This is a genomic window from Neobacillus niacini (assembly GCF_023715785.1).
Lineage (GTDB): Bacteria > Bacillota > Bacilli > Bacillales > Cytobacillaceae > Neobacillus > Neobacillus niacini_E.
In genome coordinates, this window is sequence record NZ_JAMBOX010000011.1 from 103,123 (window position 1) to 127,052 (window position 23,930).

The following is a 23,930-nucleotide window of genomic DNA, read 5'->3' on the forward strand; positions in this document are numbered from 1 at the left end:
AGGTGTTGGCATGACGAATAAAACTTGTGTATATCCGGAGCTTGAAACGGAAAGATTGCAGCTGCGCATCCTGACGCTGGACGATGCCGAAAAGGTAATGGCGCATTTTTCAGATCCTGCGGTGACCCGATTTATGGATATTGAACCGTGCAAGGATCTTAAGGACGTGGAGGAAATCATTCAATATCATATTGAAGATTCCGGCTGCAGATGGGGTATTTTTTATAAAGAGCAGTTTGTTGGAACAATCGGTTTTCATTATTTGCGAAAAAATGAAGGAGATTTCATAGCCGAAATTGGTTTTGATTTGTCGAAAAAGTATTGGAGCAAAGGGTTTATGACTGAAGCCATCCGCGAAGTCATTTCGTTTGGTTTTACGCAAATGGGATTAACTATGATTGATGCAACGGTTGAACCGGATAATGAAAAATCGATAAATTTAATGAAAAGGTTGGAGTTTAAGAGGGCCGAAGAGCTGCAGGATCACTTGGTTTACTTTTATTTAAAAAATTAATTGGGGTTAAAATAGATGAGAGAAAATCGAATAAGATTGAACGGCGGATTTCACAACGAGGTTTATTATGACAAGGGGATTAATAGAGTAATAAGAATTTCGGAACCAGGGAAAACAAAGGATATAGTTCTGGCGGAACTACAATGGATGAAATTTTTATATGATAAAGGTGTTCGTGTGCCAAGGCCTGATATGAGTATTGATATTGAAGCAGGGAGAGTTAAAACTACTTTTGAATATATTAGCGGAGACCCGGTAGACGTTACCAATATCGCTCATTGGAATTCCGAGATGTTCGAGCAAATGGGCAGGATCTTGGGTCGAATGCATGCCTTATCCAAGGAATGTATGGTACAGGATGTTAATCGGCCTAGATGGACACCTGATAACCCAGATGTTTTTCAAATATGGAGAAAATTGAGTCCTTGGCTGCAGGGAAAATACGAAATTTGGATGCAGCGTCTGGTTCCATACCATATCACCCGGGACACATTTGGGCTCATCCATAACGACTTTCATCAAGGCAACCTGATTGTGAATGAGGGAGGTTGCCTCACCGTGATTGACTTTGATGAATGTTCCTATAATTGGTACGCACAGGATTTGGCCGTCTGTTTTTATCATGCGTACTGGCAGCATGCCTCTTTCAATGGCGATGCTGAAGCGTTTTGTAAGACCTTCTTAAGTTCATTCTTTAAAGGGTATCAGGAAGAAAATTTGCTTCATCCTGACACGGTGGAACAAATGCTGATTTTCTTAAAGCTGCGGGAGATCTTTTTATATTCTTTATTTTTGCGAAAATGGGATTTGGATAGTTTGGAGGATTGGCAGAAGTTCACCTTGCAGGATTTGGAAGGGAGAATTGAGAAAGAATCACCATATGCCGGGCTCGGCGATTTTTCGTGTTTGTGTTATAAGAATAAAACAGTCGGAAAATTGATGCGAACTGTCCAAAGTCGAGGTTTCTGCGAACAAAACGAATAGTAAACCGAAGGAAACTGTCCACAAGAATGGTTTCTACGGACAAAACAGATGGCAAACCGAAGGAAACTGTCCGCAAGAATGGTTTCTACGGACAAAACCGAAGGCAAATCGAAGTGAAATGTCTTGCAAGAACTATTCCGAATCAAGAAAGGAACGAAATAATGCAAACGATAAAAAAATTAGGAACTTCATTTTGGTATATGACACCTATCTCCGAGACAGATCGGCCAATAATAGGAATGGTCGTAGGCAGGGATAAGACGTTAATGATTGATGCTGCGAATTCAAAGGCCCATGCCGACCTTTTTTTAAAAATGCTCCAAGAACAAAATGTACCGGGACCGGACATGGTTGCCTTGACCCATTGGCATTGGGATCATATTTTTGGACTTTCCGCATTAAAAGGAACAGTGTCGATTTCTTCCAAAGAAACACAAAAGGAAATGAAAAAGCTGATTCCGTATTCCTGGACAGACGAGGCATTGGCGGAGAGGGTGAAGGAAGGTACAGAAATCGAATTTTGCGCAAACTGTATAAAGGCAGAGTATGGTGAAAATAGAGATATTCGCATTACACTGCCAACCATCACGTTTGAAGACGAACTCGAAATCGATCTTGGTGGGGTCACTTGTGTATTGAAACATGTCGGAGGGGATCATGCCGCGGATTCGGTTGTGATTTATATAAAGGAAGAAAAAATCTTATTTTTGGGCGACTGCATCTATCCGGATATCTTTTCACCCAAACACAACTATACTCCGAAACGTGCTGCAAAACTTGCTGCGCAACTGGAGGAATTTGATGCAGAAACGTATATCCATTCCCATGGGCAAGAGTTATTATCGAAGGAAGAGTTTACCAAAGAAATGCAATTGTTAAAGAATATGGCCCATTACACGGAAAAGCACAAAGGCGATCAGGTTCAAATCAAATCGGAATATGAAAAGGCTCTTAACCGGGAGTTAAACGAAGAGGAACTAGAGACGATTGAGTTTTTTGTGAATGGATATGAACTAGCGAACCTATAAAAGTCAGGTATCATCCAGCGAATGGGTGATACCTGGCATTTTATTACATTTATATTGTGAAATTGTGAACAAAGTTTGAAGCATCATCCCACCACCCCCAATTAAGTGATAAAAGTCATACTTGTCGGAAAATTTTGAGTGATATCGTTAATAGTGTAGCAAGGTTAATCATAACTATTGGAGGTATGCTTCGTGGTATCACAGAATTATGAAAAACTATTTACTCCCTTCAAAATCGGAAAAATGGAAGTAAAGAACCGTATTGTAATGGCGCCTATGGGAACCAACTCAGCGTTGCCTGATGGACGCATCTCTGTTGACGAAATTGACTATTTTGAAGAGCGCGCCCGCGGAGGAGCAGGCATGATTATCTTGGGCTGCCAATTTTTAAACGCAGATCTGGCACAAGGTTCACTTGAAGGAATCTTGGAAAAAGACTACGTCATCCCACTGTTAACCGACCTTTGTGAAGCTGTACAGCGTTATGGTACGAAAATCGTTGCTCAGCTAAGCTGCGGAACCGGAAGAAATGCTTTCCCAAATATGTATGGAGAGCCACCGGTATCGGCCTCGCCAATCCCATCCACTTTTAATCCTGATGTGCTATGCCGGCCGTTAAGTGTCGAGGATATTCAGGTAATCATGAAACAATTCAAAGAATCAGCAAAACGCGTGAAAGCCGCCGGGTTTGATGCAATTGAAATCCATGGCCATGCCGGTTATTTAATCGACCAATTTATGTCGCCAATTTGGAACAAACGCGAAGATGAATATGGCGGTACCTTGGAAAAACGGATGCGCTTTCCAGTTGAAATTGTGAAATCGATCCGTGAAGCAGTCGGGCCGGCTATGCCGATCTTATTTAGAATTTCCTGCGACCATCGGTTCAATGGCGGCAGAACATTAGAAGAGAGTATGGAAATGTTAAAGGTTCTCGAAGCGGCTGGAGTGGATGCATTGGATATTGATGCTGGTTCCTACGAGACAATTGATTATATTTTCCCTCCTGCCTATTTAGGAGATGCGTGCATGGACTATGTTTGCGGTCCTGCCCGCCAAGCTGTTTCCATTCCAATCATGAACGCAGGCAACCATACACCTGAATCGGGAGTCAAACTGATTGAATCCGGCAATGCTGATTTTGTCATGTATGGCCGTCCGCTTATTGCCGATCCAGAATTGCCTAATAAATTGTTTGAAGGCAGACGTGAGGATGTCCGTCCTTGTATCCGCTGTAATGAGGAATGCATTGGCCGAATTGCCGGCCGCTTAACTAAACTGAGCTGCTCAGTAAATATCCAAGCTTGCAATGAGAAACGGTTTGCAATTGAAAAAACGGAGGCACCAAAACAAATTGTGGTCATCGGCGGCGGTCCTGGTGGACTCGAGGCTGCCAGAGTGGCTGCATTGGAAGGACATAAAGTAACGTTATTTGAAAAAGAGCTAGTCTTGGGCGGTCAGCTTGCTAGCGCCGCAACACCGCCGTTCAAAAATAAACTTCGCGAATTAATCGCTTGGTATGAAAACCAGTTGACGCAATTGGGCGTTACAGTGAAGTTAAATACGTTTGTTAAAGAGGATGACCCGATTCTTGAAAGCTGTGACCAAATCATTGTCGGGACTGGGGCTGTACCAATTACCCCTGCCATTCCTGGCATTGATCGTGAAAATGTCATTGGGGCCATTGATGCTCACTTAAAGAGGGAACTCGTCAAAGGTGACAAGGTAGTCATCACTGGCGGCGGTTTAACCGGCTGCGACCTTGCCCTTGAACTGGCAATGGAGGGCAAGCAGGTAACCATTGTGGAAATGCAGGACCAATTGGCTTCGGAAGTATTTTTCATAAATGCTGCGTCATTGTTCCCGAAGCTTGCCAAATTTAATGTCCAACAATTAACAGGTCATAAGGTTCTTTCATTCGAAGAAACCGGTTTGCGTGCACAAAAAGCAGACGGGGCTGAAGTCTTTATCGAAGCGGACACTATCATCACCGCGTTTGGAATGAAACCAAATACACAAGTCTCTAACCCAATCACTGAGAAATATTATGATAAAATCCAGCGTGTCGGTGATGTAACAAATATCGGAAAGGTCGGAAATGCGATTCGTTCCGGATTCTTTGCGGCTCTTTCCATTGATGCGAAAAAGACGAAACAGCGTGAACTCCAAGTAAATTAATTTTTCAAGAAGGCATCGATCAAATGAGGTTGGTGCCTTTTTTTATTCCAAAACAAAGACGCGATATGACAGCGCTTCAAAAATGTTAATCAAATGTTCACAAGTTCTGCGGAAAAAAAGGAGTACAATGAATATGTAAACAAATATTGTGAAAATATTCACAAACATAAAATGGACAAGTCAACTAGAAATGCAAAACAAAAGGTGGTCAAAATGGGGGAACTTTCAATTAGCGCGTTACTGATTCGGTTTGTTTTAGGCGGAGCGGCAGTCGTGGCTTCCACAATGGTGGCAAGACGATTAGGGGAGAAGGCAGGCGGGATCTTTGCCGCATTTCCAGCAGTATTTTTAGCCGCGTTATTAACCGCTGGACTCGACCTTAGGGGCGAGGATCTTGTTTCTCAATCCATTGTCCTATCAAAGGGAGCAATGGTTGGAATGGGAATCAATATTCTTGTCGCAATTATCGCCGGTTTCCTTTTAAATAAATATGGTTTGAAAAAGGGACTCATGCAAGTGCTTGGGTGCTGGTTTGTCGTCTCAATGGTCGTTGTTGCGATTACTTCCTATTAAGAAAGGTTGTTCATCATGAATAAAGATTTACTGTTACGTTTTCTATTAGGCGGGGCCGCGGTAATGGCCAGCTATTTAATTATTGTCGTTTCACCATGGGAAATTCTTGGAGGCATCTTCGCGGCATTTCCGGCTGTGATGATTACCGCCGTGCTCATGACCGGAATTAAATCAGGTACAAAGAAAGCAGCGAAAATTGCCAACGGTTCGGTTTACGGGATGATTGGCGGGATTATTTGCGCAGCAACCGTATATATGGTCCTAAAATGGAGCCATAACTGGGGATTAAGCATGCTTGTCGGATTGTTTTTCTGGTTAATCAGTTCTGTATTGGTGTCATCGCTGAAAGAGCGAATCGCCCTTATTAAAATAAAGCCCTTCAACGGCAAGATGGTATTGGCCGAGTCGAGGTTAAGAGACCATAAATAATAGAAATAAGTCAAGTGCCAGGTACCCTTATTAGGGTTCTGGCACTTTTTCACGCTAATGCTATTTCCAAATTTTCTGGATTATTTTTGCTGGTGATTCTGACTAGCCTTCTTCATTGAGCTTGTTGGCGTTTCTTTTTAAATAGTAACTTACCCCTATTAATCCCTACTTTTTGGATGTTCCCTTGCAGGAAGGGAAATAATGATATTTAACAAGTTTTTATCACAGGGGGTTGCAAAATGAAATGTCCGCAATGTGTTTACACCAATCCTGAAGGGGTCAAGTTCTGTATAAGCTGCGGCAGCAATTTTTCTAAGGCCGAGGACGGTCAGCAGGATCCCAGCAGTTTATTTTACGAGTTTGCTACTTACGTGGACATGGTTCCAAGGTTTGAACGTTCGGTAGAGCCAAAAATGAGAAATATCTTCTCCAGGGTGTTCCGCAACCATAGCATGCTGGAGGCAGAACGGCTTTTTATTGTGGGCACGGCCATTACCACACCGAAAATTGAAGAGGTAACGGAAACATGGCCAAAGCCTTGGCTGTTTGCAAGGATATTTCTGATTGGGTTAATTGCTTTTACAGGAATGCATGTCGGGGTGAGCATGTTCCATAATTTTAATTTTATCCCCGGACTTATTATCATTGGGGCGTTTGCCATTCCGCTAACAACGCTCACGTTCTTTTGGGAAATGAATGCGCCGCAAAATATTGCTTTTTATCAAATTATTTATATAGTGTTAATCGGGGGAATCCTGTCGATGTTGGTGGCGCTTGTGTTTTTTAATATCCTAAGGAATAATATCAATCCGATTACAATTGGGGTTATTGAGGAACTTGCCAAGACGGCCGTTGTTATCTATTTTGTCCGCAACCGCAAATACAAGTATATCCTCAATGGTCTTTTGGTAGGTGCGGCAGTCGGCGCAGGCTTCGCTGCATTTGAAACGGCCGGTTATGCGCTAAGAAGTCTGCTGACCGGAAGTTTCGAGAGCCTCTATTTTACGATTCTATGGCGAAGCTTTTTGGCTCCTGGGGGGCATGTCGCCTGGGCCGCTTTGACAGGTGCTGCTTTCTGTAAGGTACAGGGTAACGATGGGTTTAACCTGTCCTTGTTGCTAAAACTAAGATTTCTTCTGACCTTTATTCTTGTTGTGGCGATGCATGCATTATGGGACGTGCCGATACCAGGCATGTCACCGTATGGGCAAATTATTTTAATGGTCGCTTCTTGGGTGATTGCCATCTGGATGATTCGCCAAGGCTTAAAGGAAATCAGCAAAAAGAAAGACCACCTTGCGATTAATCCGCCTCAATAATAAGGGATTAAATGGCGTGTCATTGGGAACACGCCATTTTTTATGTGAAACTGACAAAATCCTTTCAAAAATTACCTATTCAACTATCTTCTGAAAGTGGTATCCTTAAATTTAAATAGCCTAGTCTTTGGCAGGAAAAATTTTATTTATACCCCGAATTGTTAACTCCTTTTTCACTTTTAAGCAAGATCATTCCTTACTTTTTATAATCAAAAATATCAAAATGGGAGGTGGAAATCATGCTCATTGAAACCTTAGAACACGCAGAGGTTTGTTCGGTTATCTTTATTAGAGACTATATCCAATTTTATTTTGAGGGGGAAGAAAACAACGGGACATTAACCGCATATTCACTACCGGTCGCCATTGCAAATGGTACATATTTTAATATTGACACCCCAGGGTATCGGGATGCACTGTGCTCGTTTATTAACCTTCAAGTGAGAAGGTTTGAGATTTTGAAAGGGGATAAAATAACCATTACACTTGAAAATGAAGACAGGATAGAGGTTTCCTTGAAAAAGGAAGACAGTAATGGCTTTGAGGCAGCCATGCTAAGAATTGAAAACCAGATTGCGGTGTGGTGAATGAAAGCAGAGGAATGGGAATTCCTCTGCTTGATTTATATCTTGAAAGATTTAATAATCAATCTGGCGCAAATACAAAAGGTATTCATTTTCATTGATTTTTTTCATTTTATACTTGCGCATTTGGCTTTCAATTTTTTTCTCCACATCATCTTTATTGCTAAATAAGTTAGTCAATTGGTAGATCGCTTCTGCAATCGTGATCATCCCTGCAGAACCCAGTTCAAAACCCAGTGTTTCTGTTTCCGAGAGCTGTGTTTCAGCGATTTTTTTCAAATCATCAACGTAGTCACCCTTGATCAAAATATAGGATTCCTTATTATTAAAGGCTAAGAGTAGGTGAACTATTGTTAGAGGAACAAGAAATTTGAAAGGAGTGGCGCCAAGCTGCGTACATCTAAAGTTGTAGAAAATTTCAGTCCTTTAATTCAATCCAGATTTACCTGGATTAGATAAAATAAATATATCAAAAGGGTCAAAGGGGAGAATAAAAATGCATTTAAGGATGGAGCTTTTCACAAATGAACTAGAAAAAACAGTACAATTTTATCAAAAAATCATTGGGCTTAAATTAAACAGGATGAATGATACATATGCTGCTCTAAGCAATGATACAGTTAACATTGGGATTGGGACATTCGATTTTTTGCCTGATACCCACCCGCTGAAAGCGAGGGACTTGGAGCGGTTAGGGATAGGTGTCGAAATCGTGATTGAGGTTCCGGATATTGAGAAAAAGTATAATGAAATAGTAGAGTCGGGCTACCCGCTTGAAGCGCCTTTATCTGAACAGGCTTGGGGGTCAATAGACTTTAGATTGAGCGATCCAAACGGGTATTATATTCGCCTGACGGAAGCTTAATAACAGATTTGGATAATGGCAGTAATAGGCTTATTAAAGTGGGGGAGAAGAATGAAAACTCGCCAGCGGCGAGTTTTCTTTTATATCCTGTAAAATGACTTCGTGTGTTCCAGAATCCGATCCGCCACTTCTGTTTCTGGCAAGTTTTTTATTTTTGCAATCGAAAGGATTGATTCTTTCATCATTTTCGGGTGGGTCATTTTTCCAGTGAAAGGACCCTCAAATGGCCACGGACCATCTGTTTCCACCATTATTAACTCCAATGGGTAAGCCTCGATCAGCCTCTGAATTTTTTCTTTATAGACAATTTCTGGAGTGATGGAAATGCTATAGCCATTTCTAATCATCCTCTCCATCGTTTTGGTATCGCCTTTAAACCAGTGGAAATGGGCATTTTTCATGGAATGCTTTTCCAAAAGGTCACAAACAATCGGGGCATCATCATAAACGGCATGCAGGACAATGGGCTTGTCCCATTGCCTTGCCAATTGGATAAACATCTCAAGAAGGTCAATATATTGACCGTATTGGGCTTTGGATACCTTTTGGTCCATTCTCATATAGTAGGGCAAACCTACTTCTCCTACAGCAATCATTTCGGTTCGATATTTGGTGATCCATTCTAGCAGCTTGTTTAGCTCGATTTCAGTTGGCAGGCTTTGCTCTGGGTGAAACCCGAATGCAGGCTTTACCTTTTGATCTTTACGGGATAATTCCAGATTTCGTAAACAAGATTGAAGGTCGGTGGAAACCGAGAGCATTGCCTCTAGCCAGTCTACATCAGTCAGGATAGTTGTGATTTCTAGATCTTTGTATTTGTCCAAATGGATATGGGAATCAATCATTTTCAACTTTAGTCACTCCCTAACCATATTCTACTCTAATTGGGAATCCGAAGTCAGGCATACAGGCCGTCAAAGTTGATGAAGGACAAACCCAGGTAGTTGAGCGCCAAAAATGTCCTTCACAAATCTTTTTGGAAAAATGATCATTTTCCACTTGCAAACAATACGAAATTTGAATACTATCTAATTAGATAATTATAAAAGTAGGTGCATACCAAACATGCAATTAAACAAAATGGTTGAATTTCATAAAGCTCTTGGCGATTTGACGAGGATTCGCATTATTGGGCTACTGAAGCAAGGACCGCTGCACGGCCAGGCGATTGCCGGGAAACTGGGACTCAAGCCGCCGACGATTACCCACCATATCGCTAAACTAAGAGAAGTGGGACTTATTAAAGAACGGCGCGATAAAAACACCATCTATTTTTCGCTTAACACAAAAGCGTTAGAGATGGGTGCGAAGGCGATTTTAAACATAGGAAGTGGAGGAGGAGATGAGATGGAAATGGCTGTGACAGCAGAGGAACGAGAGTCCATCATTAAAAACTTCTTCACAAAAGAAGGTAAACTGAAAAACTATCCGGCGCAAAGAAAGAAAAAGCTGGTTGTGCTTGAGCATATGCTCAAAGGACTTGAACTAGGAAAAGTTTATCCTGAAAAAGAAATGAATGAATATTTAAAGCAGTTTCACGAGGACTATGCGACATTGCGCCGCGAATTGATCATGTGCCAATTTATGTACCGGGAAAATAACCAATACGAACTAAACCCGGTCGAGCTGTGGTGGCTTAAATAAATTTTTTTGCAAAACTAATTAGATAAGCATTAAATTAGATGAATACGAAAGTAGGTAGAGGGGATGAGCATTTCTTTTATAAAACAGGAAAAAAACTACCGACGGTTATTTTTCGCCGGGGTTGTAAACGGGATTGGGGACCGCTTCAGTTCGGTTGCTGTCCTGGCGATGCTGTTGCAATTAACTGGATCTGGGCTTGCGGTTGGGATGACACTGGCGATTCGGCTGCTGCCGTTTGTCATTTTTGCGCCGATTGGCGGGAGACTGGCAGATCGCTTTTCAAAAAAAACAATGATGGTCGCAACCGACCTCGTCCGAATTTTATTTGCCTTATCCTTTTTGTTCGTCCATAGCAAAGACGATCTCTGGATTGTCTATGTAAGCACGTTTATGCTGGCGGCAGGGGAGGCTATCTATGGACCAGTCCGCAAATCGGCGATTCCGCAGTTAGTAAGTAAAGAACATCTATTAAGAGTGAATAGTCTAGAACAGGTGTTAATTGGAATTGTGTTAATCGTAGGGGCTTTTTCTGGTGGTATCGTGGCTTACCTGTTCGGGGCAGGATGGACGTTTTGGATCAATGCGGTATCGTTCCTGGGGGCTGCTGCCATTATTTCGACGATTACATTCCCAGAAAAAAAAGCATCTCAAAAAGAAGCAATAGAGATCCATAAAGAAAAGCTGTTACCTACCTTTAAGAAGGTCATCTTGATGTCAATTCCGGTGCAAATTCTCCTGTTTTGCTCGATCGTGGCATCGTCCTTGAACGGTATTGATAATGTTCTCATTAGTGTCTATGCCGTGAAGGAATATCACTTGGGGGACGTTGGAGTGGGACTGTTTTATGGAGCACTGGGGATTGGCTTGGCGCTAAGCTTTGTTGTCGTGAATCGACTGCGAAAACATATCCTTGGAATCGGACTGGTTTGCCTCCTGCTTGAGGGCACCTTCCACGTGGTCATTAGCCAAACTGGGCACGTAACAGCAGCGTTTTTCCTATTTTGCGGAGCCGCCCTTATGTCTGGAATAGGCAATGCCTGTTTTGACACGGTTTTGATGAAGGAAATCCCTGAGGAACACCAAGGAACCATGTTTGGTTTATTGGAAGCCGTCACCAACCCGTTGTTGGGTGTATCCATGTTCCTATCAGGGGTAGCCCTTGATTATCTCACACCACGCTCTCTCGGATTACTTGGTGGAATCGGCTATATGCTCATAGCCATCTTTCTGATTGCCATCCTATCAACCCGACGGATTCGGGAGAGGGAAACAGCTTAAAGCATATGCCAATTGGGACGTAGTGGTTATATTGGTAAAATGATCGCAAACCTAATAAACCCAATAAAAAAGACTATCTTCCTTATTGCTGCCACATGGATGCAATTACAAAGATAATCCCACAACTGATAGGAAGATTTAGTTTGTTTTAATAGGGAAGCTAATTTGGAAGGTTGTTAAATGATCGTTTGACACACAACTAATTTCACCGTTATTTTTTTCAACAATATTTTTGCAGACGAACAGGCCGATTCCAGTTCCCAGTTTCTTGGTTGTAAAAAATGGTTCGAAAATAATTTTCAGTGTTTCAGGGTGTATGGTTGGGCCATTGTTAGAGATGCAAATATGGATTTTATTCTCCTCTATCATGGAATGGATTGTAATTTTTCTCGGATTTTCTTCTTCACATACAGCGTCAATGGCGTTGATTAACAGGTTCAGAATCACTTGTTTTAACTCAATGCGATCGCCGTAAATTTTAATATTCTCATCAATATTTGAGGTGACTTGGATATTGCCATCCACAATGCTTGGATATAAGAAATCCAGGACTTCTTCGATTAAAAAATGGATTGTAATATCTTCATTGGTGCTTTCGGCCAGCGTGTTCATTTTTGATGTGTGAAGGAACTGAGTAATTCTGAACTTTAGCTGTTCGAGTTCTTTTGAAATGACATCCAAATAGGGCAGGTTAGGATAATCGTGGTTTAATAGTTTGATAAATCCCATGATAGATGTTAGCGGATTGCGAAACTCATGAACAAAGCTTGAGGACATTTGGCCAAGAATGGACAATCTATCCTTATGGGTTTGGGAAATAAATAAATTCCTCTCTCGCAGTCTCTCATTGATGATTTCGGTATACTTGGTCACTGCATAATAGCAGAATAAATCAAACTGTTTATTGATTATTTCAATGATGGGCTGCAACTCTTCCGCCGATAATCCAGAGAGGTTGATATATTTGATGATCAGGCTTCGGCCCAAATTGACATTATAAACAAATTCACCTATATTGACATTGGCATCGGCCCTCTCCTGGGCCACTTTGTGTGCCAGTAATTTAACTTCGTATTCCGAAAATTCCTCCAAAATCGATTTGGTCATAATTTGGTACATTAATGAACCATTCCGGCGTATCAGTTCTTTATTATCTTTTTCATAGTGTACGATGATTTGCTCTTCCCAAAAATCTAAAAATCGATCTTGATTCTCCTTGAGATACCGGCCTATATTTCCTATATCTACGTTTATTTCCATCAACAAGCCTACTTTCCGCTATTTATAAAGAGAATATAACATAAAGTTTTCAAAATTTATATAATAAATTGGGAATAAGGGCTCGTTCTACACTTCAGTATTGGTACCATTATAAAGAACGTGTTTATCTTGTAAAATAGTAATGGGTATGTAGAGGAAAATTAGCCGCGTTTGTAGAATTAATAATAGAGAAAAGTATTTTTTTAGCTTTGAAGATTTATAGTGTACTTCCCAAATGAAAGCGCATACAATAATGATGATTGGAGGCGATAGCATGATTTATATTTATGGTGATGATTACATCAAATATTTAAACGATGACAGTGCCGGCCAGCTAACGTATGATCAATGGAAAAGTAAAAAAAGCAAATCAGTGTCCGCTAAGACCAGTTCAAGCGGAACCTTCCATGCTTCCAATTACACGCATGGGTACCATTCTCCGGGGGTTATAAATAAAAAGTATCGACAATCATAAGGTCTATCAAGTGCCAGTCACCATCCAGTTAATGGGGGTGACTGGCTTTTTCTTATTTCATTATAATGGCACAGCTACTTTCGGTATAATAAGAGTAAATAATGCAATTAGGAAAGATGAGGTTAGTGAGATGATTGTCATTGAAAATGATTTACTGAAGGTAGAGATTAGCCACAATGGAGCAGAAGTACGAAAAGTACTACATAAGCAAAACGGGATGGACTATATGTGGACGGGGGATCCAACCTATTGGGGCCGCGTCTCACCAGTACTTTTTCCGATTGTTGGGCGATTGAAGGAAAATCGCTATCAACTCGACGGTAAGACCTACGAAATGTCCCAACATGGATTTTTGCGCGATGTTGAATTTAAGGTAGGGAAGCAAACGGCAACTGACGTTTCATTTTTAGTTGAGTCGGAAGGCCGCTTCACCCCCATTTATCCTTACGAATTTATTGCGACTATTCGGTATATTCTTAACGAGGATTCCCTCATTGTGCATTGGGAAATCGTGAATGAAGACGAGGAAGAGATGTATTTTTCAATTGGTGGCCATCCGGCATTTAAGGTTCCACTATTGGAAAATGAAACAATCGAGGACTACAGCCTGCACCTTACTCTTGCTGCTAACAAGGATGTAATCGAATATGAAATAAAGGAATCACTAATCCAGGAGAAAGGGCCTGCCAATGGTCTTTCAACGATTCGACTCACGGACTCGCTGTTTATTAATGATGCTCTTGTTTACAGCAACATCGATCAAATTACGATGGTGTCCGAAAAGACAGGACATGGAGTAGAGGTCCTATTCGAAGGGTTTCCGTTTGTGGGAATCTGGTCAAAATACACAGACGGAAAAATCGCCCCGTTTGTTTGCATTGAGCCGTGGTACGGGATTGCTGATACATATAACACTACGGGAAACCTGAAGGAGAAATTAGGCATTAATATCCTTAAACCTGGTGAAACGTTCCAAACGAAATACAAAATAAAATTTAAGTGAAGCAGGGAACGGTCTAGAGTCTCCAAAAAGTGCCTGACATATGTTGGCCGGGTACTTTTTGGAGTATCACCCTATAAATTTCCGATTTCTTCCTGATAGAGCTCATGCAATTTGAGGTTAGTTTGACGGTTAATAATCAAGCCGGTTTTGGGAGTTGGAATAGTAGGAGGAAATTGAAATATAGCTTCTAGGTTCGACTCAATGGCTTGATGAGGGACGGAGATGACCGTCAGTCTTTTCGTGATCCGTTCACGGCTGGCCAAATGAAAGCCCCAGACCCCAAAGGAGGGTACTACCGAATAATAGGGCTTCGTATGGAAACCCGCTGCCTTCCAGGTTTTGGCGATACTCCAATAGACTTTTGCGGTGTCCTGCGGGGAAATGGCCTGGCAGGCGATGATCCCTCCAGAAGTTAAATGCTTGCCAATTTGGCCAAATAATTCTTGTGTGTACAATTGGCTTGTTACCGCATCCACCGGGTCCGGAAAGTCGATTATGATGACATCATACCCCTTGATCGAACGGTTTACGTACTCCTTCGCATCCACTGCATGGACTGTTACCCTTTTATCCTTAAGTGAGCCCGCATTGACTGTAACAAGCGCCGGTTCATGTTTCGCGAGGCTAATGACCTTTGGGTCAATATCCACCAGGTCCACATGGCTAACATCCTGATATTTAATGACTTCCCGAAGCGCTAGCCCGTCTCCGCCGCCTAAAATCAACACCCGTTCCCTTGATTTTGCCAGTTCCATTGCCGGTAACACCAGCGGTTCGTGGTAATGCCGTTCATCCAGCGACGAAAACTGGAATTCTTCATTCAAATATAGTCTAACGTCTTTTGCTTCGACGAGAAAAATGTCATGGAACTGGCTCGGCCCCTGGTACAGAATTCGATGCCTGCCATTTTTGATTTCTTTTAAAATTTTCATATCCCAAACATTTCCCCACGGCCTTCTTGCCCAATTGTCCATTTCTGGTTCAGTCTCGTTTCGCCCGTCAGTGCCACGGTTGATTTCAGCGAGTCTGACCCGTTTTGCTCCCAGTTTGCCAAGGAATTTTTTTAAGGGAGGTAAGGCGTCCTGCGGGGCGCACGTATATAAATCTAAAGCGGCATACCCGTGTTCCGGCCAGGTGTGAATTGAAAAATGAGAAGTAGCGATGGCGATAATTCCAGTTACCCCTTGAGGTGAAAAGGAGTGGAAGTAAGCCACCAGGATTTCCAACTGCAGTTCTCTTAGGGTCTCGAGCATTAAATTTTTCAGAACATCGGCGTTATTTAGTAAATCCGCGTTACAATCATAGGCATCCACAATCAAATGCTGTCCTCTTATGTCCATATCCTTCATCCCTTCACTAACCTTTGGAAGCCACCGTCCAGAATTTCATAACTAAGTTATGATATGAATTTACTCCTAGTGCAAGAAGCACCTAGAAATTTTTTTATTGAAAAATTGGAAAAAAATACTTTACACACTAACGAACGTTAGTATATATTATGTACAGAAGCTAACGAACGTTAGTATCAAATGGTAAAAGGGGATTAGGGATGGCGCAGTCTAAAATTTGGTTTGTATTAATGATGAGAACGGTGCTTTTTCTGGTGTTTGGTTTGGTCATGATTGGATTATTTAATGGTTTCGGGTCGGGGGATGCGATGAAGGAAGCGGAGAAATGGTGGCCGTTTCAGGCGATTTTGGCCAATATCGTAAGTTTCCTAGTTTTAAATACATTGTTGAAAAAAGAAGGCAAATCCTACAAATCGATTTTGCAATTCAAAAAAGGAAAAACAGGTAAAGATATTGGCAAAGGTTTGCTCTATTTATTGATCAGCTTTCCTTTTGCTGCGTTAGGTTTGTACGGCGGTTCCTATTTACTGTTGGGTGATATCCAGCCTCCAACCAATATGCTGCAGGCCATACCTGTATGGGCAGCCATCGTTGCTCTGCTTGTTTTCCCGCTGACCAACGCATTGGTCGAACTTCCGACCTATTTTGGCTATGCTTTTCCTAAGATTGAGAAGAAATGGGGCTTGGCATTAGCTTTAGTCCTGCCGGCACTGTTCCTGTCGATTCAGCATGGACCGCTGCCGATTGTGTTAGGCGGGTCCTATATCTCTTGGCGTTTGCTGGCGTTCCTGCCGTTGGCCTTCGTGGTCGGGATCATCTTTCATAGGACCAGAAACATTACACCGCTGATTATCACGCATTTTATTATGGATTTCCAAATGGTCATATACGTGCTGTTGGCTTCGTTGGGTATGCCGATAGCGTAAGCAGGAGCCATGGGGACGGTTCCTGGGAACTGACAAATTTGGATTGGAGTAGTTTGAAAGAAAAAATCGTGTTGCACTACGCCAATAAAGGTTATAGGAGCAGTGGAAGGAAAAAAATCGTATTCCACTGCTCCTATAAAGGTTATAAGAGCAGTGGAGGGCGAAAAAAACGTGTTCCACTACGCCAATAAAGGTTATAGGAGCAGTGGAAGGCGAAAAAAACGTGTTGCACTACGCCAATAAAGGTTATAGGAGCAGTGGAGGGCGAAAAAAACGTGTTCCACTACGCCAATAAAGGTTATGGGAGCAGTGGAGAGCGAAAAAAACGTGTTCCACTATGCCAATAATAGTTATAGGAGCAGTGGAGGGCGAAAACATTGGTATGCTAAAGAAAAGGAAAACGCTCAAATTTTTTTCAAATGGAAGCCTTAGAAATGGAAAAAAAGGTCCTGATTTTAGCAGGGTGTTCAGATAGTTCTCGTGGCTCAAAAAAAGTGCCAAGCATCCATCCAGCGCTTGGCACTTTATTAAGACAAAACCTCTGACGCGATAAGTCGATAGGACTCTAGCCGGTCTTCGAGAGAGTGGGTAATCGTCACAATCATAACTTCATCGGCTTGATAGTTTGATTGAATCTCCATTAGTTTGTTTCGTACTTCTTGAGGATGACCTATAATCATATTCTGTTTCATTTTTTCCATTTTTTCAGTTTCTTTTTCTGTTAATACGTATCGCTTTGCTTCTTCAATCGAAGGAACAAATGACCCTTCACCTTTCTCTTTTTGCAGCGCCCAAATCAGGTTGCTTAATGCGATATCCTCCGCTTTTTCAGTTGTTTCCGCACAAATGGCGGAGATAGTCAGCAAAACATATGATTCTTGCCCTTGTTTGCCGGGGTGAAAACCGTCCAGATATTGTTGGATAATGGCTGCACCGTCCTGGTCACTCATAAACTGGCCAAATGCATATGGCAACCCGTTTTCCGCCGCAAGTAACGCACTTTTCTTGCTCGTGCCAAGCAGCCAAGGCATCGGCGCCGTATCAGGGATTGGGGCAGCCTTCACTTTCGCAAACTCGTGCCCCTCAGGAAAATCCTCATTAAAAAAATGAAGCAATTCTTTTACCAAGTCCGGCATTTTGAAAACCTGCAGCAAAAAGTGATCCGATAAGGCATTGGTTGCCTCGGCGGACCCACCTGGGGCTCGGCCGATTCCAATATCGATACGCCCCGGAAACAAGGTAGCCAGCATATTGTAGACTTCGGCCACCTTATAAGGCTTGTAATGCGGCAATAAAACAGCCCCAGAGCCAATTCGGATTTGTTTTGTTTGTGCCCCAATAAAACCGAGCATCACTTCAGGAGCAGGGCAGGCCAAACCAGGTAAATCATGATGCTCGGCAATCCAATACCTCGTATACCCCAGTACTTCTCCCGCTTGCGCCAATTTCATTGATTCATATAACGCCTCTTTGGCTGATTGTCCGGAAGAGATGGGGGATTGGTCCAATATGCTTAATTTCATCGCTAGACGCCTTCTTTCTTACTCCCAACCAAGGTTAATGTAAATTCTCCGACTTGCCCTTTTTCATATAGGTTGGCTATGGACGTAGAATACTGTCCAATACTCCCTCTAAACGACAGACCTGTTGCTGGTACTACCACATCGAAGGTTCCTTCGTAAAGCAGCGTGGTAATCTCATGATATTCTTCACTCGTTACTTTAAAAGTAATCCAAACTTTATGCTTGCCGTTCACCGACTCTTCCTTGTAATCATCCACGTGGATTAACGTCCCATTTAAACTGATTTCTTTTACCAAATAATCGTCCCCTTTTATTTGTTATTGACAGAATAGCATTTGACTTAACGGAGGAGCAAGCAAGTGTGTTACATGGTTTACATATTCCATAATTGGTTTTACAATAAAAGTAAGAATATTTAAAAAATAGATATTAGGTGATCGCACTTACTTTTTAGTAGGGAGTAGAATAATGATTGCTCTTTTTAAAATGAACGATTTATACGAAGACGAAATAAAAGATTTATTAAAAGACATGGGGTACACATCAGCCAGTTTTTATTCCATCAATTCTATCCTCGACCAGATCATGAACCCCATGGTCATTATCACGCCTGCCATTTTTCAAAAAGAACTGGCTGGCCTTTCGTTTCCGATTATCCCGATTTCCTTCACAATAGCCGATATTCAAAAGTCAATCAAGAACATGTTTGATACACCGAACGATATAGAGCATGCCTTTCTGGCCTCAGCGGAAGAAATCGAGTGGCTAAGAAAAGAGCGGGACGACCAAAGCGATGATAACGGGATACAACTTTCCTTTTTTACGGAGAAACTACCACCGGCACAACTTCCGAATCGCAACTGTCTGGCGCCAATCTGGATGAAAGGCTTATTCTCCAGCCCGCATATGAAAAATTTGCATTTTATTAAGCCCTCTTTCGCATCATTGCACCCTTATTTGCAAATTGCAGTTTCATTGGTGAACTTTACCGAGGAAATGGTTAAGGAACGATATCAGGTGGACGCCATCGTCAATTCCACCCACGACGGCGTGATTGCCGTCGACAGAATTGGAACTATTCGCCTTGTCAATGAACATGCCAAGACCATCCTCGGTGTGGAAGGGGGAATGAAGGGACGCAATATCACGGAGTTTATCCCGCAATCGGACATGTTGAGGGTGTTGGAAACCGGGAAGGTGGAAAGGGGGGATCTCGCTGCTGTCGGCGGGCGGCAAATCGTCATCAACCGTACACCTGTTATCGTCAAAGGAAAAATTGTCGGCGCGGTTTCCAATTTTAAGGAAATCACCGATATTCAAAAAGTTGAACTTCAATTGCGGAAAAAGCTCCATCAAACCGGTCTGGAAGCAAAATACCGCTTAAACGATATAGTCGGGGAAACATCAGAAATTATGGAGGCAAAAGAGTTGGCCTCCAAATTTGCCGAAACAGAGTCGACGGTGTTAATCACGGGCGAGTCCGGGACAGGAAAGGAATTATTTGCGCAAGGAATCCACGCCGCCAGTCCGCGCTCACTTGGCCCGTTTGTTGCCGTAAACTGCGCCGTTCTACCGGAAAATCTCCTTGAAAGCGAAATGTTTGGCTACGAGAAGGGGACCTTTACCGGCGCGTTAAAAGAGGGAAAGCCAGGGCTTTTCGAACTGGCCCACGGGGGAACGCTGTTTTTGGATGAAATCGGCGAAATTCCGATGCGGATTCAAGCCCTATTATTGCGGGTGCTTCAGGAGCGGACGATCAGGCGCGTTGGCGGTGAGCGGATTATCCCTGTCGATGTTCGCATCATTACAGCGACAAACCGGAATTTGGAGGAAGAGGTGGAAAAGAAAGAATTCCGCTCAGACCTCTTTTACCGTCTGAATATATTGGCCCTGGAATTGCCGCCCCTACGCCAGCGTTCGGCGGATATACCTATGCTGGTAGACGCGTTTGTTAATGAATTTAATGAGAAACGAAAGACGAAAATCATTCATGTCGAAAAGGAGTTAATCCAGTTATTCCAGAAATACGATTGGCCAGGGAATATTCGTGAATTAAGGAATACGATTGAACGGATGGCAGTACTGGAGGAGACGGGGTCTTTAAGGCTTCAGGGCGCAAGATTTCTTTCTGAAAAAATTAGAAGGAAATCAGCAGATGGAGCGGCCGATAAACAAAGCATTAAAAGCAAAGAAAAGGACCTTATTATCTCGACGTTAGAAAAGTTCGGCCATAATAAAAAACTGGCGGCACAATCGCTCGGAATTGATCGGTCGACGCTATGGAGAAAAATGAAAGAATACAATCTATAATGTTGCAAAAAACAATGGCGTGTTGCAAAATACAACATCTTATGTGGAGGCAGGGAAAACGACCTCCTGCTTTTTATTTAATATTTGGAATTTTCATAATTTTTTTATCCTGGCACAGAACTTGCAACAATCATAAACAAGTTAAAAAGCCATGGCGTATTGGAGGGATAACATGAAATTAATGTATATCAATGGTGAATGGGCAGCATCACTTACCGATGAAACTTTTTCCGTTTATAATCCGGCCAATCACGAAGTCATTGCCGAAGTTCCTAGCGGTGGAACGGAAGATGTCCATCTCGCTGTTACGGCAGCAAAAAACGTTTTTGAATCAAGGGAATGGCAATCTTTAAAGCCAAGTATCAGGGGGAAGGCCCTGTATGAAGTCGCCCAAAAAATGCGTGAGCGATTTGAGGAACTGGCGATGGTCGAGACGCTCGACACGGGAAAGCCATTGTCGCAATCTAGAAACGATGTCGAAAGCGGAGCGCGCTACTTTGAGTATTATGCCGGTATCGCCGATAAAATGTTTGGTGAAACCATTCCCGTGGCCCCGAATGTCATTGACTACACAGTCCGTGAACCAATGGGGGTCTGTGCCCAAATTATCCCGTGGAATTATCCGCTGCAGATTACGTCAAGGGGTGTTGCGGCAGCGATTGCGGTCGGCAATACCGTGATCGTCAAGCCTGCTGAGGATACACCGCTGTCTGCCTTAAAGCTTGCAGAAATCTTTTCCGAGATTAATGTCCTGAAAAATGTCCTTCAGGTGGTAACTGGTTACGGGGCAGAGGCGGGAGCGGCACTCGTAAATCATCCGGATGTCAATCATATCACGTTTACCGGTTCAGTCGTGACGGGGTCAAGCGTGATGATGGCGGCGGCAAGAAATATTGTTCCGGTCACACTGGAGCTTGGAGGGAAATCCCCGCATATTGTGTTCCCCGACTGTGATATCGAAGAAACCGTTACCTGGGTCATGCGGTCGATTATTCAGAATGCCGGGCAAACCTGTTCCGCCGGATCGAGGCTGTTGATCCATTCGGCCATAAAAGAGGAAATAGTGAGCAGGTTAACTGAGAGAATGAAGAATATATCAATCGGTCCTGGGGTGACGGACTCAGATCTGGGCCCGATTATCTCAAAACGGCAGTTCGACCGAATTTTGGCAATGGTGGAACGAGCCAAGGAGCAAGGTGGCCGGGTTATCATCGGCGGCAAGCGGGCTGTGGTTGAGGGAACGGGTGAAGCGTATTATTTCGAACCGACTATAATTGACCAGGTGGCGCCAACAAGCGAAATTGCCCAGGAAGAAGTGTTTGGCCCAGTCCTGACGGTATTTGAATTCGAGACGGAAGCGGAAGCGATCCAGTTGGCGAATGGAACCGCTTATGGGCTGGTGACCGGTATTTGGACCAACGACATCTCCCGGGCGCACAGAATCGCAGCCAAGGTGAAAAGCGGCCAGGTGTTTATTAATGACTACGGCGCAGCCGGCGGCGTCGAGCTTCCGTTTGGCGGGTATAAAAAGAGCGGAATCGGCCGCGAAAAAGGCGTCGAAGCCCTGCAAAATTATACACAATTAAAAAATATCGCCATCAAAATCAAGCAGGCGGAGGATTAATCGCTTGGTTGTAAGCAAGGTTTACTGTCGGATGAGATGGGTTTACTGTCGGACAAGGTGGTTTACTGTCAGATAAGATAGATTTACTGTTGGATAGGGCGGTTTTCCTCTCAAATAATCAAAACCACCCGCTTTTGCGAAAGCGATTTCAAAGTCGAATGAAAGGAGTGAAAAATGTGCAGCACTTTTCGATAGCGTTGATTCCCGGGGACGGCATCGGCCCGGAAGTCATGAATGAAGCGATGAAGGTGTTAAGAAAAGCGGAAGGTATTCACGGCGGGATCACGTTTTCCTGCGAGTCGTTGGACTGGGGCTGCGATTATTATCTGCAGCATGGAAAAATGATGCCTGACAATGGACTCGAGCTGTTGAAGGACTTTGATGTCATTCTGTTTGGGGCCGTCGGCGCAAAAACCGTTCCAGACCACATCTCGGTTTGGGAACTGATCCTGCCGATTCGCCGAAAATTTCAGCAGTATGTCAATTTGCGGCCAATTAAATTGCTGCGCGGCCTCGAAAGCCCGTTACGATACAAAAACCATGATGACCTTGATTTCGTTGTCATCAGGGAAAATACCGAAGGCGAGTATTCCAATATGGGGGGACGCGTCCATGAGGGAACCCCTTACGAATTGGCCGTGCAGAATAATATTTTTACAAGATACGGTTCTGAAAGAATCTTAAACTATGCTTTTTCCTACGCCCAAAACAGGGCGAAGAAGAACCTGACCGTGGCAACGAAATCAAACGCCATCAACTTTACCATGCCGTTTTGGGATGAAATTGTGAAGGAGATCGGCGCGAGTTACCCGGAGGTCAACACGCAAATCTACCATATTGATGCCCTAGCCGCCTACTTTATTTCCCGGCCGGAAACGTTGGATGTGGTCGTCGGAAGCAACTTGTTTGGCGATATCCTCACCGATTTGGGCGCGGCCATCGTAGGGGGCCTCGGGCTGGCGCCATCCGGCAACATCAATCCGGAGCGAGTCTACCCGTCGATGTTCGAACCGATCCATGGCTCGGCACCCGACATAGCCGGAAAAGGGATTGCCAATCCAATTGCCTCGATTTGGAGCCTAAGCCTGATGATGGAACATCTACAGCTTCCAGAAGTCGGGAAACTGATCCTTGATTCGATTGAAGGGGTATTGGTGGATGGAAAAATCAGAACCCCTGACCTTGGCGGCACGGCCAAAACAACGGATATGGGCGATGCCATCGTCACTAAAATGACGGAACTAAGCGTAAGCATGAATGTTTAATGGAGGTGTCCAAACTATGAGTCTATTAACCGGAAAAACCGCGATTGTAACCGGGGCTGGATCGGGAATGGGGAAAGCGATTGCCCAAACCTTTGCCAAAGAAGGCGCCAATGTTACATTTGCTGATTTAAATGGAGACGCTGTGGCCGCGGCGGCAAGTACCACCGGCTTGAATCACGTTCAGGCAGTACGGGCCGATGTTACAAATGATACCGATGTCGCCAACCTTGTGAAGCAAACCTTAGAGGCCTACGATGGCTTGGATATTGTGGTAAACTGCGCCGGTGTGCCGCAGGCCTTCACCGCGATTGAGGAATTAACCCTGGAACAATGGGATTTCATTATGAACGTCAATACCAAATCGATCTTCCTGATATCGAGACATGCTGTTCCCTACATGAAGCAGCAGGGGAGCGGCAGCATTGTCAACATCGCCTCGATAGCCGGGATTCGGGCCCGCCCCGGATTAAACGCCTATTGCGCTTCTAAAGGAGCGGCGCTCATGCTAACAAAGGCGCTCGCGCTGGAGCTGGCTCCCTATAAAATCAGGGTCAATGCGATTAACCCCGGTCCGGCCGACACGCCAATGATCGGTAAATTCCTATCAGGTGATCAATCCCAAAAAGACGAGGGCGTGAAAAAGATTTTTCAAGACAGTGTCCCCCTTGGAACGTTGATTCAGCCCGAGGACATTGCCCAGGGCGCGCTTTATTTGGCATCTGACCTTGCCAAGATGGTAACGGGAGAGGTGCTGAATATTGATGGAGGCCGCGGGATTTAACCTGAAACGGCCAGAAAG

Annotated in this window: 24 protein-coding genes; 18 read left to right on the forward strand and 6 right to left on the reverse strand. The window is 43.5% G+C overall.

What is annotated here, in order from left to right; all coding sequences use genetic code 11:
- Nucleotides 1-10: 10 nt before the first annotated feature.
- The 8 genes from M3234_RS18810 (at nt 11) to M3234_RS18845 (ending at nt 7,612) form a co-directional block, all read left to right on the forward strand.
- Nucleotides 11-514, forward strand: coding sequence for a GNAT family N-acetyltransferase (locus M3234_RS18810; protein ID WP_262306195.1), 504 nt, complete (start codon nt 11-13; stop codon nt 512-514).
- Nucleotides 515-529: 15 nt separating this feature from the next.
- Nucleotides 530-1,498: a phosphotransferase enzyme family protein gene (locus M3234_RS18815; protein WP_262306196.1), complete on the forward strand. Its 969-nt coding sequence runs from the start codon at nt 530-532 to the stop codon at nt 1,496-1,498.
- Nucleotides 1,499-1,659: 161 nt separating this feature from the next.
- Complete coding sequence (locus tag M3234_RS18820) at nt 1,660-2,526, forward strand: MBL fold metallo-hydrolase (protein WP_262306291.1); 867 nt, start codon at nt 1,660-1,662, stop codon at nt 2,524-2,526.
- 192 nt (nt 2,527-2,718) lie between these two features.
- Nucleotides 2,719-4,704, forward strand: a complete 1,986-nt coding sequence (locus tag M3234_RS18825) for an NAD(P)/FAD-dependent oxidoreductase (RefSeq protein ID WP_262306197.1) — start codon at nt 2,719-2,721, stop codon at nt 4,702-4,704.
- Nucleotides 4,705-4,917: 213 nt separating this feature from the next.
- Nucleotides 4,918-5,277: a DUF3147 family protein gene (locus M3234_RS18830; RefSeq protein ID WP_262306198.1), complete on the forward strand. Its 360-nt coding sequence runs from the start codon at nt 4,918-4,920 to the stop codon at nt 5,275-5,277.
- Nucleotides 5,278-5,292: 15 nt separating this feature from the next.
- Complete coding sequence (locus M3234_RS18835; RefSeq protein WP_262306199.1) at nt 5,293-5,706, forward strand: DUF3147 family protein; 414 nt, start codon at nt 5,293-5,295, stop codon at nt 5,704-5,706.
- Between the two features lie 239 nt (nt 5,707-5,945).
- Nucleotides 5,946-7,025 carry a PrsW family intramembrane metalloprotease gene (locus M3234_RS18840; protein ID WP_262306200.1) on the forward strand — a complete coding sequence of 360 codons (1,080 nt, stop codon included), beginning with the start codon at nt 5,946-5,948 and terminating at the stop codon, nt 7,023-7,025.
- Nucleotides 7,026-7,264: 239 nt separating this feature from the next.
- The gene (locus tag M3234_RS18845; protein WP_262306201.1) at nt 7,265-7,612 is read left to right on the forward strand and encodes a hypothetical protein; all 348 of its coding nucleotides are present in this window, start codon (nt 7,265-7,267) and stop codon (nt 7,610-7,612) included.
- 51 nt (nt 7,613-7,663) lie between these two features.
- Here the strand turns inward: M3234_RS18845 and M3234_RS18850 are convergent, their stop codons facing one another.
- Complete coding sequence (locus M3234_RS18850; protein ID WP_262306202.1) at nt 7,664-7,915, reverse strand: hypothetical protein; 252 nt, start codon at nt 7,913-7,915, stop codon at nt 7,664-7,666.
- A gap of 190 nt (nt 7,916-8,105) precedes the next feature.
- On the opposite strand from M3234_RS18850, the gene M3234_RS18855 reads away from it, so the two are divergent.
- A complete protein-coding gene (locus tag M3234_RS18855; RefSeq protein ID WP_262306203.1) occupies nt 8,106-8,474 on the forward strand; it encodes a VOC family protein in 369 nt (122 codons plus the stop codon).
- A gap of 80 nt (nt 8,475-8,554) precedes the next feature.
- Here M3234_RS18855 and M3234_RS18860 read toward each other — a convergent pair whose 3' ends face one another.
- A complete protein-coding gene (locus tag M3234_RS18860) occupies nt 8,555-9,319 on the reverse strand; it encodes a TatD family hydrolase (RefSeq protein ID WP_262306292.1) in 765 nt (254 codons plus the stop codon).
- A 220-nt stretch (nt 9,320-9,539) separates the two neighbouring features.
- Between M3234_RS18860 and M3234_RS18865 the strand changes: the two genes are divergently transcribed.
- Together M3234_RS18865 and M3234_RS18870 are read left to right on the forward strand one after the other, a co-directional pair.
- Nucleotides 9,540-10,118, forward strand: a complete 579-nt coding sequence (locus M3234_RS18865; protein ID WP_262306204.1) for a DUF2087 domain-containing protein — start codon at nt 9,540-9,542, stop codon at nt 10,116-10,118.
- A gap of 63 nt (nt 10,119-10,181) precedes the next feature.
- Complete coding sequence (locus M3234_RS18870; protein WP_262306205.1) at nt 10,182-11,396, forward strand: MFS transporter; 1,215 nt, start codon at nt 10,182-10,184, stop codon at nt 11,394-11,396.
- A 138-nt stretch (nt 11,397-11,534) separates the two neighbouring features.
- Here M3234_RS18870 and M3234_RS18875 read toward each other — a convergent pair whose 3' ends face one another.
- Nucleotides 11,535-12,656, reverse strand: a complete 1,122-nt coding sequence (locus M3234_RS18875) for a histidine kinase N-terminal domain-containing protein (RefSeq protein WP_262306206.1) — start codon at nt 12,654-12,656, stop codon at nt 11,535-11,537.
- 274 nt (nt 12,657-12,930) lie between these two features.
- On the opposite strand from M3234_RS18875, the gene M3234_RS18880 reads away from it, so the two are divergent.
- Nucleotides 12,931-13,131, forward strand: coding sequence for a hypothetical protein (locus M3234_RS18880; protein ID WP_262306207.1), 201 nt, complete (start codon nt 12,931-12,933; stop codon nt 13,129-13,131).
- A 130-nt stretch (nt 13,132-13,261) separates the two neighbouring features.
- Nucleotides 13,262-14,134, forward strand: a complete 873-nt coding sequence (locus tag M3234_RS18885; RefSeq protein WP_262306208.1) for an aldose 1-epimerase family protein — start codon at nt 13,262-13,264, stop codon at nt 14,132-14,134.
- A gap of 71 nt (nt 14,135-14,205) precedes the next feature.
- Here M3234_RS18885 and speD read toward each other — a convergent pair whose 3' ends face one another.
- A complete protein-coding gene (gene speD / locus M3234_RS18890; RefSeq protein WP_262306209.1) occupies nt 14,206-15,474 on the reverse strand; it encodes an adenosylmethionine decarboxylase in 1,269 nt (422 codons plus the stop codon).
- A gap of 209 nt (nt 15,475-15,683) precedes the next feature.
- Between speD and M3234_RS18895 the strand changes: the two genes are divergently transcribed.
- Nucleotides 15,684-16,409 carry a CPBP family glutamic-type intramembrane protease gene (locus tag M3234_RS18895; RefSeq protein WP_262306210.1) on the forward strand — a complete coding sequence of 242 codons (726 nt, stop codon included), beginning with the start codon at nt 15,684-15,686 and terminating at the stop codon, nt 16,407-16,409.
- A gap of 527 nt (nt 16,410-16,936) precedes the next feature.
- On the opposite strand, the gene M3234_RS18900 is transcribed toward M3234_RS18895, so the two are convergent.
- Together M3234_RS18900 and M3234_RS18905 are read right to left on the reverse strand one after the other, a co-directional pair.
- On the reverse strand, nt 16,937-17,932 hold the full coding sequence (locus tag M3234_RS18900) for an LLM class flavin-dependent oxidoreductase (RefSeq protein WP_262306211.1): 996 nt from the start codon (nt 17,930-17,932) through the stop codon (nt 16,937-16,939).
- 2 nt (nt 17,933-17,934) lie between these two features.
- The gene (locus M3234_RS18905; protein WP_262306212.1) at nt 17,935-18,228 is read right to left on the reverse strand and encodes a YkvR family protein; all 294 of its coding nucleotides are present in this window, start codon (nt 18,226-18,228) and stop codon (nt 17,935-17,937) included.
- Between the two features lie 172 nt (nt 18,229-18,400).
- On the opposite strand from M3234_RS18905, the gene M3234_RS18910 reads away from it, so the two are divergent.
- The 4 genes from M3234_RS18910 to M3234_RS18925 all read left to right on the forward strand — a co-directional run bounded on the left by M3234_RS18910 (nt 18,401) and on the right by M3234_RS18925 (nt 23,912).
- On the forward strand, nt 18,401-20,242 hold the full coding sequence (locus tag M3234_RS18910; protein ID WP_262306213.1) for a sigma-54 interaction domain-containing protein: 1,842 nt from the start codon (nt 18,401-18,403) through the stop codon (nt 20,240-20,242).
- 172 nt (nt 20,243-20,414) lie between these two features.
- The gene (locus M3234_RS18915) at nt 20,415-21,866 is read left to right on the forward strand and encodes an aldehyde dehydrogenase family protein (protein WP_262306214.1); all 1,452 of its coding nucleotides are present in this window, start codon (nt 20,415-20,417) and stop codon (nt 21,864-21,866) included.
- Between the two features lie 176 nt (nt 21,867-22,042).
- On the forward strand, nt 22,043-23,131 hold the full coding sequence (locus M3234_RS18920) for a tartrate dehydrogenase (protein ID WP_311315666.1): 1,089 nt from the start codon (nt 22,043-22,045) through the stop codon (nt 23,129-23,131).
- 16 nt (nt 23,132-23,147) lie between these two features.
- Nucleotides 23,148-23,912 carry an SDR family NAD(P)-dependent oxidoreductase gene (locus M3234_RS18925; RefSeq protein WP_262306215.1) on the forward strand — a complete coding sequence of 255 codons (765 nt, stop codon included), beginning with the start codon at nt 23,148-23,150 and terminating at the stop codon, nt 23,910-23,912.
- Nucleotides 23,913-23,930: the final 18 nt, after the last annotated feature.